The organism is Desulfoluna sp. HI9BLuna, from assembly GCF_056829775.1.
Map to the genome: position 1 here is coordinate 661657 of NZ_CP186555.1, position 20340 is coordinate 681996.

The window sequence follows — 20340 nt, forward strand, 5'->3', positions numbered from 1 at the left end:
GCTACGGCGCGACAAGCGAAGGCAAAGGCGAAAGAGCATTCCCGAACCTGGGGTCCAGGGGATTTGTTCCCTGGCAACCGGAGGCAGTCCGGTTAAAGCTGATAGTCAACGGGTTACGTGAATGAGCCCCGGTCTTTCAAGGCTTGTGGGACAGCTCGTACAAACCACCAGCTTATGTATCGGGCGAAGCCCGAGCCGAAGACGTTTGCGCATTTCCCTGAGGAACGAAGGGAAATGCGCACACGCAATAAGCTTTCGAGGTGGCTCACCTCGCCGCCGGAGGCCTGCTTTTTCCACTCACGTTAACCATAGAAGGCACGCTTTTACCACACAATCATTCCGGTCAGCCGGAAGCCAGACAAGGTATGTTCATCATGACGTTTCGTATTCCCCGGATTGTGCTCGTTCTTTTTGTGCTGACCGTCTCCACGGCCCGTGCGGAGAGCCCGGGCACCGTCTTTTCCCACGCCTTAAGTTCCGGGGGGGCACCAAAGTACAAGGCGGGGTTTACCCATTTTGATTACGTGAACCCCGACGCCCCCAAGGGCGGGGCCCTGCGGGATTATGCCATCGGAAGCTTCAACAGCTTTAACCCCTTTATCCTTAAAGGGGAGTGTGCTGCCGGGGTTGATCTGGTCTACGACAGCCTCATGACAGAGTCCGAAGACGAGGACGGGGTGTACTACGGGCTGCTGGCAGAGGGCGTGGAGATGCCGGAAGACCGTTCCTGGATCACTTTCCATCTGAGAAAAGAGGCCCGGTTCCATGACGGCACCCCGGTGACGGCAGACGATGTGGTCTTCTCGTACAACGCCCTGATCAACAACTTCGGCAACACCCTGAAAAAGTACTACGAAGAGATCAAAGGGGTGGAGGCCCTTGACCCATACAGGGTGAAATTCACAGTGAAAGACAGGGCAAGCAGGGAACTTCCCGCCATCCTGGCCCAGATCGCCGTCTTGCCGGAGCATGCCTGGCAAGGCCGTGATTTTTCCGCCACCACCCTGGATCTCCCCTTGGGAAGCGGGCCTTACCGCATCGCGTCTTTCAAGCAGGGTCGAAGCATCACCTACGAGCGCGTCAAAGACTACTGGGCCCGGGACCTTCCCGTGTGTCGCGGCATATATAACGTTGATACCATCACCGTCGATTACTTTCGAGACGGCACCGTGGCCATGGAAGCCTTTCGGGCCGGGCTCTACGACTACCGTTTGGAAACCTCGGCCAAGACCTGGGCCACCATGTACAAGGGACCGGCCTTTGACCGGGGCGAGATCACGCGTGTCACCCTTCCCCACCGGCTTCCCCAGGGCATGGAAGGCCTCGTGTTCAACACCCGCAGGCCGGTGTTCAAAAATCCACGGGTCCGCTACGCCCTCCTCCTCGCCTTTGATTACGAATGGGCGAAAAAGCGGCTCTATTACGATGAGCCCCGGCGTTTTACCAGCTACTTCTTTAATTCAGATTTTGCCGCCCCTCCCCTTCCCGGCCCCGAGGAGAGAGCGCTTCTGGCCCCGTTCAGAGACGAGCTGCCCGAAGAGATCTTCACCGCCCCCTACCGTATCCCGCAATCCAACGGATCCGGGCACATCCGGGAGCGCCTCATCCGGGCAGCACGGATCCTCAAGGAAGAGGGCTGGCAGGTAAAAGACAACCGGCTCGTCTACGTCAGGGAAAATGGCCCTGTAAAAAAAGGAAGCCCTTTTCGATTCCAGTTCCTCTCGGATTCGACGGCCACGGACCGACTCCTGCTGCCGTTTCAAAGGAACCTGGATCGCCTGGGCATCGAGATGGTCATTCACCGCAGCGATATCTCCCAGTACATCCTGCGCATGCGAAGCTACGATTACGACATGATCAACGCAGGCTTCGGCTGCATGCCGACCCCGGGGGTTGAGATGAAACTCTACTGGCACTCGGAGAATGCCGACCGAAAAGGGGCCAGGAACCTTGCCGGGGTCAAGAGCCGGGCCGTGGACTTCCTGGTGGAAAAAATCCTCTCCGCACCGGACCGCACCTCACTCGTATTCGCCATGCACGCCCTGGACCGGGTACTGCTCCGGGGCACCTACATAATCCCCTTCGGGGCCATAAGCCACTATCGGCTGGCCTACAGGAACCAATTCGACATGCCCCATGTAATCACCGGCAAGAAACCCCAGGCCGTCACCTGGTGGGTGCGACCGGACAATGGCGCCACCCCGGCAAGCCCGAAGGAGAAGTGATGGGCAGCTATATTCTCAAACGGATTTTCTACATGATCCCCACGCTGCTGGGGATCCTCACCGTTAACTTTTTTGTGATCCAGTTGGCACCGGGAGGGCCGGTGGAGCAGGTGATCTCCAAGATGCAGGGAGACCGCCGGTCCGTGGTGGAACGCATCTCCGGCCAGGAGGGGGACCTTGTCAGCACACCGGACACCTCCCTTGACCGGGTCAACCGATACAAAGGGGCCCAAGGCATCTCCCCTGAGATGATCCGGGAGATCGAAAAGCAGTTCGGATTCGACAAACCCATCCATGAACGCTACCTGGACATGCTGAAACGCTACCTCTGCTTTGACTTTGGGGAAAGCTTTTTCAGGGACCGCAAGGTGGTGGACATCATCCTTGAAAAAATGCCCGTCTCCATCTCCCTGGGGCTCTGGAGCACCCTGTTGATCTACGGGATATCCATCCCCCTGGGCATCCGAAAAGCCGTTCACCACGGCACACGCTTCGACGTCTGGTCCAGCACCGTGGTGATCCTGATGAACTCCATCCCGGTGTTTCTCTTTGCCGTCCTTCTCATCACCGTGTTTGCCGGGGGCAGCTATCTCCAGTGGTTTCCCATGCGCGGACTGGTCTCCCACGGTTTTGAGGCCCTCTCCTTCTGGGGAAAGATCATCGACTACCTCCACCACCTCTGCCTGCCCATCCTGGCCATGAGCATCGGGGGCATCGCAGGCCTCGCCCTTCTCACCAAAAACTCCTTTTTAGAGGAGATCAACAAGCTCTACGTGGTGACAGCCCGGGCCAAGGGGGTGACGGAAAAAAGGATCCTGTTGGGCCATGTGTTCCGAAATGCCATGATCATCGTTATCTCGGGCCTTCCGGCCACCTTCGTAAGCATCTTTTTCACCGGGTCCATGATGATCGAGGTGATCTTCTCCTTAGACGGCATGGGGCTCCTGGGGTTTGAGTCCACCATGCAGCGGGACTACCCGGTGATGTTCGCCAACCTCTACATCGGCCTTCTCATGGGCCTGGCCCTGAAGATCATCAGCGACATCACCTATGTGTGGGTGGACCCGCGCATCTCCTTTGACGAAAGCGAGGCATGACCATGGCATGGATCAACCTGTCCCCCATCAGCAAGCGGCGCGTGCGGGCCTTTCGGGCCAACCGCCGGGCCTTTTACTCCCTTGTGCTCTTTTCGGTGCTCTTTGCCTTGAGCCTCATGGCCGAGGTCATCGCCAACGACGCGCCCCTTCTGGTGCGATTCCAGAAGCACTGGTACCTGCCCGTTATTCAGGACATCCCGGAGACGGCCTTCGGGGGCGTGTTTGAAACCACAGCGGATTTCACGGATCCCCAGGTGCAGGCCCTCATCAACGACAACGGCTGGATGCTCTGGCCCCCCATCCGCCTCCATTACAACACGGTGAACTTTGCCCGCCCCGTCTTCCCGGCCCCGCCCAACGGCCAAAACCTGCTGGGCACCGACGACCACGGCCGGGACATCTTTGTGCGGCTGCTTTACGGATTTCGCACCTCGGTGACCTTCGGGCTACTCCTCACCCTCTTCAGCTCGGCCATCGGCATCTCCGTGGGGGCTGTCCAGGGCTACTTCGGGGGAAAAATCGACATGCTGGGACAAAGGCTCATGGAGATCTGGTCGGGGGTGCCCCTGCTCTACATCCTCATCATCATCTCCAGCTTCATCGAGCCGGGATTCTGGATCATCTTGGGCATCATGCTCCTCTTCAGCTGGATGGGCCTGGTGGATGTGGTCCGGGCCGAGTTTCTCCGCTGCAGGAACTTGGATTACGTAAGGGCCGCACGGGCCCTGGGCATCGGGGATCGCAAGATCATGTGGAGGCACGTCCTGCCCAACTCCCTGATCTCGGTGTTCAGCTTTCTGCCCTTTATCCTGAGCGGCTCCATCACCACCCTCACCTCCCTGGACTTCCTGGGCTTCGGCCTGCCCCCGGGCTCCCCGGCCCTGGGTGAACTTCTGGCCCAGGGAAAGGCCAACCAGCACGCACCATGGATCGGCCTCTCCGCCTTCGTGGTCCTGGCCCTCATGCTGAGCCTGCTCGTGTTTATCGGAGAAGGCGTGCGCGACGCCTTTGACCCAAGGCACCAGATACGGGAATGATCTTTCGCCTTCGTTCCTCAGGCTCATCACATTCCCTGACGGGCTTCGCCCGTGAGTATGCTGACGGCAATGGTCATCATTGCTTTGTCAGGATGTCTTTCGTTCCCAGGCTCCGCCTGGGAATGATACACGGAGGCTCTGCCTCCACGTTTGAAATCGCTTCGTGCTGCAGATGTTATCCATATATATGCTTCTGCTTACCCCCCTTCAAGGCGGAGCCGAAGCGCAATGGCTATCAGGTTTCGAGGCAGGGCCAACGCATTTAAAAATTCAGTTGCCTCCGGCGGGTCGCTTTTTGAAAAAAGCTCCGCAAAAACGTTCCGGTAATCAAGATGCTTATCTCCAGCCCCGCAGGGGCCGAAGATAAGCATCTTGATAAATTAAAAAATAAGAGGGGGCTATACCCTACAGGGGCGTACCCTCAAAAAATAAAATCTGTTTATCAAACGTTTCAAACGTTTGGCCCTCGGCAGGGCCGCCGGAGGCAAATAGAGTTCAGGAGAGATCATTGACCCTATCCCCAGTGTTAAACGTTGAAGACCTGCATATATCCTTTTCTGAAAACGGCATGGAAAAAGAGGTGGTCAAAGGAATCTCCTTTGCCGTCAACCGGGGGGAAATCGTTGCCATCGTGGGCGAGAGCGGGGCGGGTAAATCCGTAGCGGCCCAATCGGTCTTGCGGCTGCTGCCTGAATCCGGGACCCGCATTCGGGGCGAGATAACCCTTGAAGACCAACATATCCTGGAGCTATCCGATAAGGAGATGCGAAGGGTGCGGGGCAAAAGTGCCGGGATGATTTTTCAAGAGCCCATGACCGCCTTGAACCCTCTACACACCGTTGAAAAACAGATCATCGAAGGGATCCTGTGCCACACGCGGATTGAACGAAAGGAGGCCAGGCAGCAAGCCCTGGAGCTGCTCCATGCCGTGGGCATCGACCATGCCGAAGAGCGCCTCGGCCATCACCCCCACCAGCTGTCGGGGGGCCAGAGGCAGCGTGTGATGATCGCCATGGCCATTGCCTCGAACCCGGGCCTTCTCATCGCCGACGAACCCACCACGGCCCTGGACGTCACGGTACAGGCCAGGGTGCTGGCCCTGTTGTCCAGGCTCAAGGAAACACGCAACATGGGCATCCTGCTCATCACCCACGACCTTGGGGTAGTCCGGCACGTGGCCGACCGGGTCTACGTAATGCGAGGCGGCGAATTCGTCGAGACGGGAACCCCCGACGAGCTCTTCAAAGCGCCCCGACATCCCTATACCAAACAGCTTGTGACGGCCCATGCGACGCCATCAGAGCCCCGCAACATGGAAGGGGCCCCGGTGGTCCTCAAAGCTGACGACATCAAGGTTCATTTTCAAAAAGGGGACAGGTTCTTTTTCCAGAAGCGACGTATCACCCGCGCCGTGGACGGGGTCTCCCTCGACATAAAGGCCGGAGAGAGCCTGGGCATCGTGGGGGAAAGCGGATCCGGCAAATCCACACTGGCTTTGGCCCTGTTGCGCCTGATTCGGTGCCGGGGGCGTATCGAGTTTCTGGGGTCCCGTCTGGATGCCTTACCCCATGCCGACCTCAACCGCGTCAGGCAAAAGATTCAAGTCGTGTTCCAGGACCCCTTTGCCAGCCTCTCCCCACGCATGAGCGTCCGGGAGATCGTTGCCGAGGGCCTCAGCCATCACGACAAAAAAAACCGTGACACCCACCCACGGCTCATTGAAGAAGCCATCACCGAAGTGGGCCTGTCCCCGTCCATCCTGGACCGCTATCCCCACGAGTTTTCAGGCGGGGAAAGGCAGCGCATTGCCATCGCCAGGGCCCTGGTCCTGAACCCGGAGCTCATCATCTTGGACGAACCCACCTCGGCCCTAGACCGGTCCATCCAATTTCAGGTCACCACCCTTCTGAAGACTCTCCAGAAAACCCGAAACATCTCCTACCTTTTCATCTCCCACGACCTGCGTATCATCCGCGCCCTTTGCGACCGGGTGTTGGTCATGAAGCAGGGCCGCGTCGTGGAGTCCGGGAACACCCGGCAGATCTTTGAAACGCCAGCTCATCCCTACACGAAAGAGCTACTGTCAGCTGCTCTTTAAGGAGACAGGTTCATACTCCATTTTTTTGAAAGCTATCCCTTACAACGGTATGCAGATCAAAAGGCAGCACAGGCAAATGTCAGAAAAATGGCTCACCATCTCAATGGTCAGCCAGCCGTTTCAATGAGTACATTCCCTCGATACCTCTGACTCGTTTTGGAATCTTCTCCCGCGTTGTATGAAACCGATCTTTAAACATGTCATGACACGCTTGAACAAAGGCCCGGGAACCGATGACTCCAGAATCGGTAAAGTAACGGGTCCTGTACCGAAAATGTCTCACCACGTTTACTTCAAATCCTTTGGCGACTTCGGCATCCAAAATGACCTTCGATATCTTTGCGGCTCCGCTCTTCTCAATGGCGCCCACATGATAGAGGTATTCCCGGTATACCCGAATCTGGCTGGTCCCATCGGCTGTAGGCACGTCCGGCATTCCAAAATCCGACGAAAGAAACCCGTCTGTGTTTCCCGTCTGGATGTGGTAACCGATGGAGCACCAGCGGTAATCTTCCGGGCGCGACACAATGCCTGCACGAACGGCGTTGAGATCGATATAGGCAAGGCAATGGACCAGGGTATCCCCCTGTTGGACCAGTACGCTTTTGAACCGCTCACCCCAGAGGGTTCCTCGCCGTTCTTCCCGCTTATTGTAAAAACAGAAAAAGCTCTGTTTGCTGTCTTTACGTAGGCCAAAATTTGAGGAGGGGGGGCAGGCTCTTCTTATGTTCTCTTACTGATACTAAAACAGATAAGGGTGGATTCAGGAGCGGGGCCATCAGCACTTTGGAACAGATAGAAGGGCAAACAACGCCAACTTCCTTTTGGAAGATACAGCCCGGGTATGATAAGAATCTAACCATTTTCCACTTTTTATGATGGCATCGATTTAAAAATCGACAACTTTAATCACTTGAAATGATAATATACAGGACGGTCAGAAAATGGATATTGCGTTCACAGGGGAACGAATGGTACCGGGAAAATCAACGAAGATGCTAAGCGATGAGCATATTGCACGATACGATTTTGCCGGTCAATTCGTTAAAGACAAAACAGTTTTGGATATTGCCTGTGGCGTAGGATACGGTTCCGAGTTACTTGCCGACCATGGTGCAAAACATGTCGACGGAGTTGATATCAGCCAGGAAGCAGTTGAGTACGCCAAATCACGAAAAACATCAGCATACGTGAATTATTATCAGTCTAATATTACATCCTACAAAAGCAACACAATGTATGATGTGATTGTGTCCTTTGAAACCATTGAACATGTTCCTTGCTACGTGGAGGCACTCAGAAACCTCAGATCACTCCTCAAAAAAGATGGGATTTTGATTGTTTCGTCACCCAACCGTTTGATCACCAGCCCTAGGTGCAAAACCCTCAAGGACAAGCCGAAAAACCCCTATCACACCCAGGAATTCACTATAGGTGAATTGACCACCTGTTTACACGAAGCCGGATTCACTGTACATAAAACCATATATGGCCAAAAACATCAGGCCTACTTCAAAAACCGGTTGCTGAAAAATATTCATCGTGAAATATTCAGGCCTGGACATCGCTCAGAGGCAACAGTCTCAACCCCTCCGAAACACAAGATGCCCCGATACTTTATCCTCCTTGCATCGTAATGATAATTTTTTTGGGTCAAGGGAGGGGAAAGAACAGACTGCCATCCAGCCCTATTTTTCCATGGAGCGAACATTCTCAGTGCTGAATTTCGGCACAATCGACTCCTTTCCTCTTCCTGACTCTATTGGCACCATCAGGTGCAGCACAACCCATGCTGTAGGTTTCAAGGGATGGGGTTCCCCTTTAAGCCGTCATTGTAACTTATCACTCCTGCCGTATTCAGAGCATTCGTGCTTTAAAAAAAGAATTAATAGGGGCACCTTCGGATCATAAGACGTTTATCCAGACATTAATTTAATAAAGCCGCCACCCTATCCCTACGCCCCAAAACTTTTCATCGGAAACAACACCGAAACCTAACCTATTCGGGAAATGCTCTGGCCTCTTAAGGCGATGCCCTTCCCCGGCATCATCACCCAAGGTAAAGCCGGCACAGGCAAAGGGCTGGTTGAAAAAATCCTGTACCACAACTCCCCGGGCGTCTCCAGCCATAGTGGAGACCAACTGTGCGGCCTTTACTAAGACCTTCTGGAATCTGAGTTCTTCGGCGTAAGCCCGGCATATTCACTGGGGCGAGGAATAACACATAGGCTTCATAGAACAAGATAGCAGAAAAGGAAAAGAAGAATATTCTTAACCCTATAGAACCAACAAAACACACACCTTTCCGACACGACTCTAACCCAGATCAAATGACTGCGTATCATTGAAAATCAAACATTCAGATACATGGAGGGAGGGGTGGAAGAATATGAAATTCGCGTAAGCATTCAAGTCATCGGCGCAACAATCCAAGACCTCGGTGCTCATTTATTAAATGAGGTCAGATTCATTCTCTATTTGTTTGAATCTTTCAAAGCTATCTCTTGCTACGGTGTTCATATCCAAAGGCAGCACAGGCAAAAGTCAGATAAACACCTCACCATCTCAATGGTCAGCCAGCCGTTTCAATGAGTACATTCCCTTGATACCTCTGACTCGTTTTGGAATCTTCTCCCGCGTTGTATGAAACCGATCTTTAAAAATGTCATGACACGCTTGAACAAAGGCCCGGGAACCGATGACTCCAGAATCGGTAAAGTAACGGGTCCTGTACCGAAAATGTCTCACCACGTTTACTTCAAATCCTTTGGCGACTTCGGCATCCAAAATGACCTTCGATATCTTTGCGGCTCCCCTCTTCTCAATGGCGCCCACATGATAGAGGTATTCCCGGTATACCTGAATCTGGCTGGTCCCATCGGCTGTAGGCACCTCCGGCATTCCAAAATCCGACGAAAGAAACCCATCAGTGTTTCCCGTCTGGATGTGGTAACCGATGGAGCACCAGCGGTAATCTTCCGGGCGCGACACAATGCCTGCACGAACGGCGTTGAGATCGATATATGCAAGGCAATGGACCAGGGTATCTCCCTGTTGGACCAGTACGCTTTTGAACCGCTCACCCCAGAGGGTTCCCCGACGTTTTTTCCGCTTATTGTAAAAGCAGGAAAAGCTCTGCTTGATATCTTTGACATAGGCTGAAAGGTTGCAGAAGCGTTCTCTGTACTCATCCAGACACCCCTCGGGAAACGCTGTGCCCTCTTTGTAGAGAAGCTGGTAGCGCCTCCGGACCTCTTCATCGGAGACCATGGAGCCGGGAAGCACTTCCACAAGCAAGTGAAAGTGATTTCCCATGACGGCATAGCCAAAAACCTCCACACAATAGATACTGGAAAGCCTTTTGATAATGCGCACCAGTTCGTCTTTCTCGACACCACCGAACGGAAGCCCGTCCAGTGCGGTTCGGCTGATCACATGGTATGCGGCTTTCTGACCGGGGTCGGTCACAACCATACGGGGAACACGTGGCATGGCAACCTCCTCACAGGGGTATTGCGGTGTCACATTGAAAGTTGAACTGCACAAAAAAATTTCCATATGAATCAAACAAGATAGGATAGGACCAATCATGCCACGATTGCATTGGTCGAGTCCAGCATAAAGAACCTGTCCCCAGATGGATAGCTTGCCATTTTTGTGTTGCTGGGGTACATCTCAAGGCATGGAAAAACCGCTTCACATCCGCGACCTTCTGGACACCCTGCACTTCCTTTCTGTAGACGAAGAGAGAGCCGAAATCTCGGGCCACGCCGAAGTGGACGAATCAAACCGACGCCTGGTCGAAAGCCAGGCCTGTGACGACGACCGGGCCCGCCTGGCACGCTGGCTCTCTGCACGCAGAAATGCCGAAAAAGTAATAAAGCGTCCCGGTGATCTCTTTGTCACGGCCTCCGCCTTTCTCTCGGCTGGCCTGGTCGGTATCGGGGCGATCACAGGCTACGGCGGGGTGTTTTCATTTCTTGCCTATTCAGGGGCAGCCCCGGTCAACGTGCTGGTCTTCTTTGTATTGTTCATCCTCATACAGGCCCTCCTCGCCACAGGAAGCGCCCTGCCCCTGCTCATGAAGATCAAGGCCCCTGAAAGCCTCAGCCCCTTTGGCGTCATGACAGGCCACCTCTTCTCCCGGGCCATGGAAAAGGCAATGAAACGCCTCCCCGCAGAGCGGCGCACAGAAACCCAGGGGCTGTGGAGGCGACTGCAGGCAGACTCCCGGGCCTTCGGGCGCACACTCTTCTACCTGATATTCTCCCGGGTCCAGCTCTTTGCCCTGACCTTTGCCGTCGGGGCTCTCACCGCCTTTGCCACACGCATCCTCTTTTTTGATACAGCCTTCGGATGGCAAACCACCATAGGCGAAGGTGCAGCCCCCCAGGTGGTCCATGGCCTGGCCCAATGGGTTGCCCTGCCCTGGTCCTGGTGCTTTCCCGACGGTGTGGGCGTCCCGACCCTCGATGCCGTGGCCGGAAGCCGCGTTCTTTTAAAGGAAGGCATCAAAAATCTCTCCGGAGCCCACCTCACCTCCTGGTGGCCCTTCCTCGCCATGGGCCTTGTGATGTATGGACTCCTGCCCCGCCTCTGCCTTCTCCTCGTCTCCCAAAGGGGCCTTAAGCGAGCTGCGAACCGGGAACTTCTGGCCGCACCCCAGGTCCGGGTCCTGCTGGAGGCCCTGTGCGCCCCCTCTCTGACCACCAAAGTGACCGAATCCCATCGGGCCGAAGAGGCCGAAGCCGAACTGACACGGCGCAAAACAGCGACGCCCTCCGACACCACCCAAGCGCCCGCCCCCGAGGCTCCAGGCCCCGGGGTTCTTGTACCCGAAGAGCTAAAAGGCATGATCCCGGACCTCGAACAACACCTGTCCGGCCTTTTGGCCTCCCCTGAGATCATCCCCGTCTCCATGGAAGAACCCGCCCGGTTGCCGGACCACCACGGTCGCCTCTACCTGGTCCAGGAGGCGTGGCAGGCACCCATCCGGGAGACCCTGGACTGGATTGAAGAGCTTTCCCGGTCGTGCACCGCCCCACTGACGATCCTTCTCATCGGTGAGGTGGCCGAACAAGCCCTGGCCCCGCCCGAAGAGAGCCATGTGCATATCTGGCGCAAGGTGATTGCAGCCCTTGCCCTGCCGCGCTTGAGCGTGGACGTAATCGAGCCCGGGTCAAAGGGCAATGGACCGGAACCCACGGCATAACCACCACGGCCAAAAGAGAACACGCTGCCCTGGTTTGATAAAGCCATCGGCCCCATGATATAAGGCTACCATGACCAACACGACCATCCCAGAATTTGCCATCCTCGGCCATCCCAACGAAGGGAAATCGACCCTGGTCTCCACCCTCACCGAGGACGACACCGTGCGGGTAAGCCCCTTCCCCGGCGAAACCACGTCCAGCCGCACCTACACAGTGACCCTGAACGAAAAGCCCCTCATTCGCTTTGTGGACACCCCGGGATTTCAGGCACCGAAAAAGACCCTGGCCTGGTTCCGTGCCTATACAGGGAAACCGGAGCGTATCCTTGAGGCCTTCCTTGCCGAACACCAACGCGATAAAACCTTTGCCGACGAATGCGAGCTCCTGGCCCCCGTGGCAAAGGGTGCAGGCATCATCTACGTGGCGGACGGCTCCCGGCCCGTGCGCCAGAATGACCTGGCAGAAATGGAGATCCTTCGCCTCACGGGCCTGCCCCGCATGGCGGTGATCAACTGCAAGGGGGCAAACGAAAAACACCTGGCCGCCTGGCGGGCCGAATTCCGCAAGACCTTCAACGCCGTCCGGGTGTTCAACGCCCACACCGCAGCCGTCAAAGACCGGCTGGACCTGCTGGCAGCCCTCATGACCGTGGACCCGGAGTGGGAGCCCGCCCTGACCCATGTGGTGACGGCCCTGAACGAAGAGTGGGGCCACCGTCTCAGGCGAAGCGTCGATGCCATGGCCGAACTGTTCCGGTTTGCCCTCACCCACACGGTGTCTGCCTCCCTTGGCCAGAAGGAATCAAAGGAGGAGGCCGAACACAAACTGGCGCTCCGCTTCCAGGAAGACCTCCGAAAAAAAGAGGCTCGGACCCGGGAACAAATCCGCCGCACCTTCCGCCACAGTCTCTTTGATGTGACCATGCCCGAAGGGTCCGTCCTTCGCCAGGACCTCTTTGACAAACGCACCTTCAAACTCCTGGGCCTCACCCGCACACAGCTGGCCACGGCCGCAGCCACCTGCGGAGGGGCGGCAGGGGCCGTCATCGACCTGGCCGCCGCAGGCCACAGCCTCGGCCTCTTTACGGTCCTGGGCTCCGTTGGCGGCGCAGCCTCCGCTTTTCTGGGCGAAAGGCGCATGGCACGGGCCAAGGTCTCCGGCATTCCCCTGGGCGGCCAGGAGCTCACCCTGGGGCCCTGCCGGAACCTCCAGATGCCTTTTGTCCTGCTGGACCGGATCCTCCTCTACTTCACCCTCATCACCTCCCGGGCCCACGGGAAACGGGATGAGGCGGCCCTGGCCGTGGAAGAGGCAGCCCTAGCAGACGGCGGCGCCTCCCGCCATCTCTCCGCATCCGACAAAAAAGCCTTCCAGGCCCTCTTCACCGCCGCGGGCAAAAAGGACGCCCCGGGCATTGAGGCCGCCCTTGCGAAAATTCGGGAAATCCTGTTTGCACGCATCAATGGGTGATCGACAGCAACCATCCGATACGTCGTTACCTTCTATGGTTAAAGTCGGGAGCAAAAGCAAGCCTCCGGCGGCGAGGGTGGCAAAGCCACAATAGCGAAAACACCTCGAAAGATGATTGCCATTGCGCTTTGCCCTTCGTTCCTCAGGGCAAAGCGCAATGGCCTTCGGCTCGGGCTACGCCCGACATAAACGCTAATGATTTGTGCGGTCTGGCTCACAAGCTTAGAAGTCACAGGGTACGTTGTCGCTATTTGCCCATTGCCGATTTAACCGCACTGCCTCCGGCGGCCCTGCCGGGGGCCAAACGTTTGACAAACAGGTTTTGTTTTTTGAGGATGCGTCCCTACAAGGCCTAGCCCCTCTTCTTTTTTTATTTACCGGAACGTTTTTGCGGCTTGTCACGGCGTAGCCGAAGGCGAAGACGGAAGTTTTTTTCAAAAAGCGACCCGCCGGAGGCCACTGAATGTTTAAATGCGTTGCCCCTGTATCGATCACGTCGCCCCATTGCCTACCCGGCCCCGGGCTGATAAAGTAAGCCATTGATCCATCGCTTTTTCATCCGGTTTCACATTCCCCACCCCAAGGTTGCCATGAAACGATTTGCCATCACACTCTCCGCCCTTCTGCTGCTCCTCATGACCGCCACCCTTTGCGCGGCCGAAGACAAGGCGTGGTACATGGTCGATGAAATCCGCCTCAACGCCATCCGTGTGGAGGTGGGGGGCTGGACCATCGATCCCCCCGACCCGGAGGTGATCAACAAGCGCCTGGAAACCCTTCAGACCCTGATGGACAACGCCTCCTCGTGTGTGGAGACAACGGAAAAAGAGCTCTCCCAGGTGGAAAAAAAGACGGCAGTGCTGGGGGACCCCGACGCCTCCGATGACTCGGAGCTGGCCAGGCGCCGAAGCACCCTTGAGACCGACCGCAAGAACCTGGAGCAGCGGCTGGCCATCTGCAGGCTCCTCAACCTAAGCGCCCGGGAGTTGCAGAAGCAGATCATCACCTGGCGCCAGAAAAATTTCACCAGCGCCCTGCTGGACAGGCAACAGCCCGTCTGGAAGTCCATCGTGGCCCTGCCCGCCCTCATTGCCTCCCCCCGGACGCTCTACGAGTTCAGGGCCACCGCCCACCCCGACACCAACCTCATGCTGCTGGCCGGTTTCTTCCCCCTGCTCCTGCTGCTCCCCCTGATCCTCACCCTGGACCGCCGGATCAAGAGCTGGTCCGCAGAAGACCCGGAGCTGAAACGCCATAAGGCAGCCCTTATGTTCACCCGGCGGCTGCCCGCCATTGCCCTGCTCACCTCCACGGCCTCAGGGTTTTACGCCGGAGGCATCATCACCCTGGCAGCCCCGGTGGGTGCCCTGGCCATCGCCCTGGCCGTCAGCCCTCTTGTGGAGCGGTACTTCAGCAAAGAGACCCTGGGCGTCCCCGCCTCGCTTTCCCTGCGGGTCTTCATCACCCTGGTCCTGCTCATCGAAGCCATCGTCATTGCAGACATCGAAAGCCGCGTTCCCGGCCCCCTGGCCGCTGTGGTCCGAAGCGTCCTCATGCTCCTGCTCCTGGGTGCCTCGGTCCGGGTCCTCTGGGCCCTCTCCCGCCACCCCCGTCTCTCCCTGCTCAGGAGCATCCGCATCCCCCTGACCTTCTGCCTCGCCTTCGGGCCCGTGGCAGACTGGCTGGGGTACCGCCACCTGGCAACCTTTGCCACCGTGGGGGTCCTGGGCACCCTCACCGGCGGGCTGGTGGCCTGGGCCATTGTCCTGGGGATCCACAGGGTCCAGGACATCCTCACGGAGATCCCCGCCAAGCCCGGGGCCCTTAAGATGCGCCACACCCTGGGATACGGGCCGGAAGAACAGGTGAAGGGGCTCTTGCTCGTCACCCGGAGCCTCACCATCGTGGTCATCCTGGCCTTTGGCCTGCTTGTCCTGAAAATCTGGGGCCAGACCGCCATCCAGGCCACCACCCTGGGGACCTTCTTCCTTGAAGGGTTCCGCGTGGGCAACATCGTCATCGTTCCGGTGAGGATCATCATGGCCGTGTTCCTCTTCTTCCTGATCCTCAACATCTCCCGGTGGCTCAAGCACCAGATGGGGGAAAAGTGGCTCACCCACACCAACTTCGACAAGGGCGAAAAACAGTCCATCGTCACCCTCACCGGGTACGTGCTCACCGGCTTTGCCCTCTTCTACTCCCTGTCCATCGCCGGGCTGGAGTTCAAAAACCTGGCCATCATCGCAGGGGCCCTTTCCGTGGGTATCGGCTTCGGCCTCCAGAACATCGTCAACAACTTCGTCTCGGGCCTCATCCTCCTTTTTGAGCGCCCCGTCCGCCCCGGGGACTGGGTGGTGGTGGGAGAGACCGAAGGGTATGTCAAGCGCGTCAGCATCCGGTTCACCCACATCCAGACCTTTGACCGGGCTGACGTGCTGGTGCCCAACTCAGACCTCATCGCCAACCAGGTGACCAACTGGATGCTGGGGGACCCCTTCGGCCGTGTCATGGTCCAGGTGGGCGTGGCCTACGGCACCGACACCCGAAAAGTCCACGATCTGATGATGCAGATCGCCGAGGAGCACCCCATGGTCCTCACCAACGGCCGCCTGGTGCCCAAGCCCAGGGTGCTGTTCAAGGGCTTCGGCGACAGCTCCCTGGACTTTGAGTTGCGCTGCCATATCCGGGACATCGACTACCGCATGACCGTTCGAAGCGAGCTGCTCTTTGCCATTGACGACGCCTTTCGAAAAGAACACATCGAGATCCCCTTTCCCCAGCGGGTGCTCCACCAGGCCACAGAGCCCCGGGATGAGGAAAAAGACGAGGCCAAGGCAGAAGGCGCCGCCCCTTCCCCTGAAGAGTCCCATTGACCCCAGGATCGCCCCTTTGGAAAACCCCTTGATATGCATTGAAAATTTGTAACCCGTCCGTCCCCTGTGGTAGAATAGGAAAATCACACGCCCCCGTGTGACGTGATCTGCCCACCCGCAACACGCAGCCAGATCACCCGTTCACCCCGTTTCTTTCGCCTATGGTCTGATACACCGCCTCCCCCGAGGCACCGGGCCGTGTCCGGCCCTGCATATCGCCACAATCCAGGCCCCCGGCACGTTTCCCAAGGCACCCTATGTTCAAAGACCTGAAAATCATGCATCGCTTAGGCATCGGCTTCGGCACCATCCTGATCCTGATGATCAGCCTGGGCTCCGTTGCCCTGCACCAGATGGGGCAGCTCTCCGACCTCACCCGGAAGATGTACCGCCACCCCTTTCAGGTCAGCAACACGGTCCAACGGGTGGACTCCAACATTATAAGGCTTCACAACGCCATGAAGGACGTGGCCCTCTCCCGCATTCCCCAGGAACTCCAGATAGCCGTCCTCACCATGCAGGCCCTGGAAGAAGAAATCGAAAGGGACTTTAAGGCCATCAAGCGCCTCTACCTCGGGGAACACGCCATGGTGGATCACGCCCTGGCCCTTTACAAGGAGTGGCTGCCCATCCGCGACGAGATCATCATGCTTGTCAAGGACGGCGAGCCCTGGCGGGCGGCAGAAATCGCCAAGGGCCGGGGTGCCGCCCACATGGAACTCATTACCCAGAGCATGGCCCTGCTCAACGAATCCACCCAGTACGAAGCGCAGATCTTCTTCAACCACACCCGGAAGGTAAGGCGCCAGGCCTTTATCCTCATGTACTGGGCCCTGGGCCTGGCCTTCACCGCCGGCCTCTACTTCACCTGGCTGGTGACCCGTTCCGTGGCCTCACCGGTCCAGGAGATCGTGGAGGTCTCCGACGCCATCGCCAAAGGGGACCTCCACCGCCAGATCACCTACCACTCCGAAGACGAGGTGGGCCAGATGGCCGCAAGCCTGCGGCACATGCTCTCCGGGGTCATCGGCGAGGGCCAGTCCATCAAACGGGGCATCCCCATCGTCCTGTGGACCGCGGACACGGAGCTGAAGATGACCTACATCAACCGGGCGGCCGCCACCCTGGCCGAAGAGCTCACCGAGGTGGAAGCCGAGGGTCTCGTGGGGGATTACCGGGTGGACGAAGTGATGAAGGATGAAGACGGCCTCTGCGGGATCATGGCCAGGAAAAGCCTGCTCTACGGCATGCAAAACGACATGGAGCTCTACTTCCGATGCGCAGACGACGTGCGCTGCCTGCGATGCGTCACCTCCCAGCTCAAGGACCTCACGGGCCAGGTGGTGGGGGTCATGGGGGTGGGCATCGACATCACCCAGCGCATCAAGGCTGAAGAACGCCTCATGGAGAGCGAGGCGCGCCTCGAAGAGGCCCAGCGCATCGCCCACCTCGGCCACTGGGAGGTCAATCTGGAGACCGGCCTGGCCACCTGGTCCCAGGAGTTCTATCGGATCTTCGGCCTGGAACCCGCAGGCGAGCCCATCAGCCGGGAGGGCCTTAAAAAAATCGTCTCCCCCGAGCACTTCGAAATCATCGACCGGATCCTGGGCGCCATTCTCAATGAAGGGCGCACGGTTTTTGAAGAACGCATCACCCTCCCCGACGGCACGGACCGGTGGGTGGTGGGCAAGGGACTGCTCGCACGCAGCGAAGAGGGGACGCCCCTTTCCGCCTTCGGTACCGTCCAGGACGTCACCGAACAGAAACTTGCCGAAGAGTCCCGGCGGACCCTTGAGGGCGAGCTGCGCCAGTCCCAGAAGCTCCAGGCCATCGGCACCCTGGCAGGGGGCATCGCCCACGACTTCAACAACATCCTGGCAGCCATCCTGGGATTCTCCGAACTCCTCGAAGACGAGGTCAGGAAAGGGAGCCTCGAACACCAGTACGTGGAAGAAATCCTCAAAGCAGCCAGGCGGGCCCGGGACCTTGTCAAACAGATCCTCAACTTCAGCCGACAGGCGGACCAGACCCTGACCCCGGTGTTCCTGCGGCCCGTCATCGGCGATGCGGTGAAACTGCTCCGGGCCACCATCCCCAGCACCATCACCATCGACATCTCCCTGGGCGAGGAGCCCGAAAAACCGGTGATGGCCGACCCCACCCAGATCCACCAGATGGTGATGAACTTAGGCGCAAACGCGGCCCACGCCATGAAGCACCAGGGACGGCGCATTGCCATCGCCCTCACCCAGGAGCCCCTCTCCGCAGAGGTCATGGGCCGCCACCCGGACCTGAAGCCTGGGGAATACCAATGCTTCACCATTGACGACCAGGGCTGCGGCCTGGCCCCTGAAACCCGGCAACGCATCTTCGACCCCTTCTTTACCACCAAAGAACCCGGGGAAGGCACCGGCATGGGGCTCTCCGTGGTCCACGGCATCGTCAAGGCCCTTAAAGGGACCATCGAAGTGGAGAGCGTGGTGGGCCAGGGTACCCGCTTTGCCATCTACCTGCCCACGGTGGACGCAGATCCCCCGGACGCCGACGCCCCGGATGAGGCCGCCCTGCCCACCGGGGGAGAGCACATCCTCCTGGTGGATGACGAAGAGGCCATCCTCTCCGCCACGGTCTCGTCCCTGAAGAGCCTGGGCTACCGCGTCACGAAAAGCCAGGCAGGAGATGAGGCCCTGGGCCTCTTCCAGAACGCCCCGGATGATTACCACCTGGTCATCACCGACATGAACATGCCCAACTTAAACGGTGCCCAGCTCTCCGAAAAGCTTCTGGCCATCCGACCGGACATCCCCATCATCCTTTTAACGGGCTACAGCGACCAGATCGACGAACCCCTGGCCAAAAAAATAGGAATTCGCAGCTACCTCCTCAAACCCCTGGCCCGAAATCAGCTGGCCCATGCGGTTCGGGACGCCATGGGCCACGGCGAGCACACGGAGGCGTAACCTCGGAAGTCCCAGAAAACAAAGTCCCTTAAGCCCCGGTTGCGGCATCGGCCGCCCGCCCCCACGTCACCTCGGCCCAAAAATGTTCACTTTAGAATCCCACCCCCCCAAAAAACCCCTCAAAAATCTTCGCACCTGAACTTTTTATGTTCGATAGTGAAAATTTTACTTGCTTTTTGCGGCATGCATAGCCTATTGATTAAGTGCGTTGACGACGTTGTTCGAAACTGAACATGCATCAGCACCGTGCAACGACTGAAACCCACCGCAGAAACAGGTTCCGAACACGGGCCACCGCTCTGGAACGGAACCGTCAAACCAAACAAACCGCTTCAGGAGGGCAACATGATCAAGATAGGCATCAACGGATTCGGACGTATCGGCCGACTGGTCTTCAGGGCAGCAGTAAACCGCAACGACATGGAAGTCGTTGCCATCAACGACCTGATCGATGTGGACTACATCGCCTACATGCTCAAATACGACTCTACCCACGGCCGCTTCGACGGCACCGTTGAGGTTGCAGACGGCAACCTGGTGGTCAACGGCAACACCATCCGGGTCACCTCGGAGCGCAACCCCGCCGACCTTGCCTGGTCCGACGTGGGTGCCGACTACGTGGTAGAGGCCACCGGCCTGTTCCTCACCGAAGAGAAAGCCTCTGCTCACTTAAAGGCAGGAGCAAAGAAAGTGGTTCTCTCCGCCCCCTCCAAGGACGCCACCCCCATGTTCGTCATGGGCGTCAACCACACCGATTACGCGGGCCAGACCATCGTCTCCAACGCCTCCTGCACCACCAACTGCCTGGCCCCCATGGCCCACGTCGTTCACAAGGCATTCGGCATCAAGGAAGGCCTCATGACCACGGTCCACGCCACCACCGCCACCCAGATGACCGTGGACGGCCCCTCCCGCAAAGACTGGCGCGGCGGCCGCGGCGCTGGCCAGAACATCATCCCCAGCTCCACCGGCGCAGCCAAGGCCGTTGGCAAGGTCATCCCCGACCTGAACGGAAAGCTTACCGGCATGTCCTTCCGCGTCCCCACCCCGGACGTCTCCGTGGTGGACCTCACCTGCAGCCTGGAAAAGCCCGCCACCTACGATGAGATCAAAAAAGCCCTCAAAGAGGCCGCCGAAGGCGAACTCAAGGGCATCCTCGGTTACACCGAAGACGCCGTGGTCTCCACCGACTTCGTGGGCGAGTCCTGCACCTCCGTCTTCGACGCCGAAGCCGGCATCGCCTTGAGCGACACCTTCGTCAAGCTCATCGCCTGGTACGACAACGAATGGGGCTACTCCTGCAAGGTCCTGGACCTGCTCAAGCACATCGCTGAGTAGGGACTGGTTTCCGGCCCTTATCCGACGCG

General features: G+C 58.0%; 13 protein-coding genes. 12 read left to right on the forward strand and 1 reads right to left on the reverse strand.

What is annotated here, in order from left to right; translation table 11 throughout:
* Positions 1-374: 374 nt before the first annotated feature.
* The 7 genes from ACOYW0_RS02425 (at position 375) to ACOYW0_RS02455 (ending at position 9049) form a co-directional block, all read left to right on the forward strand.
* Positions 375-2225: an extracellular solute-binding protein gene (locus ACOYW0_RS02425; RefSeq protein WP_482416995.1), complete on the forward strand. Its 1851-nt coding sequence runs from the start codon at positions 375-377 to the stop codon at positions 2223-2225.
* Positions 2225-3322: a microcin C ABC transporter permease YejB gene (locus ACOYW0_RS02430; RefSeq protein ID WP_482416996.1), complete on the forward strand. Its 1098-nt coding sequence runs from the start codon at positions 2225-2227 to the stop codon at positions 3320-3322. The genes ACOYW0_RS02425 and ACOYW0_RS02430 overlap by 1 nt, the downstream gene beginning before the upstream one ends.
* Before the next feature lie 2 nt (positions 3323-3324).
* Positions 3325-4359: an ABC transporter permease gene (locus ACOYW0_RS02435; protein WP_482416997.1), complete on the forward strand. Its 1035-nt coding sequence runs from the start codon at positions 3325-3327 to the stop codon at positions 4357-4359.
* Between the two features lie 508 nt (positions 4360-4867).
* On the forward strand, positions 4868-6457 hold the full coding sequence (locus ACOYW0_RS02440; RefSeq protein WP_482416998.1) for an ABC transporter ATP-binding protein: 1590 nt from the start codon (positions 4868-4870) through the stop codon (positions 6455-6457).
* Between the two features lie 178 nt (positions 6458-6635).
* Positions 6636-7148, forward strand: a complete 513-nt coding sequence (locus ACOYW0_RS02445; protein WP_482416999.1) for a hypothetical protein — start codon at positions 6636-6638, stop codon at positions 7146-7148.
* Between the two features lie 253 nt (positions 7149-7401).
* Positions 7402-8094, forward strand: coding sequence for a class I SAM-dependent methyltransferase (locus ACOYW0_RS02450; RefSeq protein WP_482417000.1), 693 nt, complete (start codon positions 7402-7404; stop codon positions 8092-8094).
* A 742-nt stretch (positions 8095-8836) separates the two neighbouring features.
* Positions 8837-9049, forward strand: a complete 213-nt coding sequence (locus tag ACOYW0_RS02455; protein ID WP_482417001.1) for a hypothetical protein — start codon at positions 8837-8839, stop codon at positions 9047-9049.
* On the opposite strand, the gene ACOYW0_RS02460 is transcribed toward ACOYW0_RS02455, so the two are convergent.
* Positions 9023-9949, reverse strand: coding sequence for a transposase (locus ACOYW0_RS02460; RefSeq protein WP_482417002.1), 927 nt, complete (start codon positions 9947-9949; stop codon positions 9023-9025). The two genes, ACOYW0_RS02455 and ACOYW0_RS02460, sit on opposite strands and share 27 nt — an antisense overlap.
* Before the next feature lie 190 nt (positions 9950-10139).
* Here ACOYW0_RS02460 and ACOYW0_RS02465 point away from each other — a divergent pair, with 190 nt between their 5' ends.
* The 5 genes from ACOYW0_RS02465 to gap all read left to right on the forward strand — a co-directional run bounded on the left by ACOYW0_RS02465 (position 10140) and on the right by gap (position 20311).
* Entirely contained in the window at positions 10140-11669 is a 1530-nt protein-coding gene (locus ACOYW0_RS02465; RefSeq protein ID WP_482417003.1) for a DUF2868 domain-containing protein, read from the forward strand.
* 70 nt (positions 11670-11739) lie between these two features.
* Positions 11740-13140: a GTPase/DUF3482 domain-containing protein gene (locus tag ACOYW0_RS02470; RefSeq protein WP_482417004.1), complete on the forward strand. Its 1401-nt coding sequence runs from the start codon at positions 11740-11742 to the stop codon at positions 13138-13140.
* A gap of 590 nt (positions 13141-13730) precedes the next feature.
* The gene (locus ACOYW0_RS02475; RefSeq protein WP_482417005.1) at positions 13731-16013 is read left to right on the forward strand and encodes a mechanosensitive ion channel domain-containing protein; all 2283 of its coding nucleotides are present in this window, start codon (positions 13731-13733) and stop codon (positions 16011-16013) included.
* Positions 16014-16270: 257 nt separating this feature from the next.
* Positions 16271-18973: a response regulator gene (locus ACOYW0_RS02480; RefSeq protein WP_482417006.1), complete on the forward strand. Its 2703-nt coding sequence runs from the start codon at positions 16271-16273 to the stop codon at positions 18971-18973.
* 345 nt (positions 18974-19318) lie between these two features.
* Complete coding sequence (gene gap / locus ACOYW0_RS02485; RefSeq protein ID WP_180144117.1) at positions 19319-20311, forward strand: type I glyceraldehyde-3-phosphate dehydrogenase; 993 nt, start codon at positions 19319-19321, stop codon at positions 20309-20311.
* The last annotated feature ends 29 nt before the right edge of the window (positions 20312-20340 follow it).

What these genes read in the sequence shown, in the direction of transcription:
- gap (WP_180144117.1), top strand. Translation starts at nt 19,319, where the DNA reads ATGATCAAGATAGGCATCAACGGATTCGGACGTATCGGCCGACTGGTC.
- ACOYW0_RS02465 (WP_482417003.1), top strand. Translation starts at nt 10,140, where the DNA reads ATGGAAAAACCGCTTCACATCCGCGACCTTCTGGACACCCTGCACTTC.
- ACOYW0_RS02425 (WP_482416995.1), top strand. Translation starts at nt 375, where the DNA reads ATGACGTTTCGTATTCCCCGGATTGTGCTCGTTCTTTTTGTGCTGACC.
- ACOYW0_RS02430 (WP_482416996.1), top strand. Translation starts at nt 2,225, where the DNA reads ATGGGCAGCTATATTCTCAAACGGATTTTCTACATGATCCCCACGCTG.
- ACOYW0_RS02445 (WP_482416999.1), top strand. Translation starts at nt 6,636, where the DNA reads ATGAAACCGATCTTTAAACATGTCATGACACGCTTGAACAAAGGCCCG.
- ACOYW0_RS02475 (WP_482417005.1), top strand. Translation starts at nt 13,731, where the DNA reads ATGAAACGATTTGCCATCACACTCTCCGCCCTTCTGCTGCTCCTCATG.
- ACOYW0_RS02460 (WP_482417002.1), bottom strand. Translation starts at nt 9,949, where the DNA reads ATGCCACGTGTTCCCCGTATGGTTGTGACCGACCCCGGTCAGAAAGCC.
- ACOYW0_RS02435 (WP_482416997.1), top strand. Translation starts at nt 3,325, where the DNA reads ATGGCATGGATCAACCTGTCCCCCATCAGCAAGCGGCGCGTGCGGGCC.
- ACOYW0_RS02450 (WP_482417000.1), top strand. Translation starts at nt 7,402, where the DNA reads ATGGATATTGCGTTCACAGGGGAACGAATGGTACCGGGAAAATCAACG.
- ACOYW0_RS02470 (WP_482417004.1), top strand. Translation starts at nt 11,740, where the DNA reads ATGACCAACACGACCATCCCAGAATTTGCCATCCTCGGCCATCCCAAC.
- ACOYW0_RS02480 (WP_482417006.1), top strand. Translation starts at nt 16,271, where the DNA reads ATGTTCAAAGACCTGAAAATCATGCATCGCTTAGGCATCGGCTTCGGC.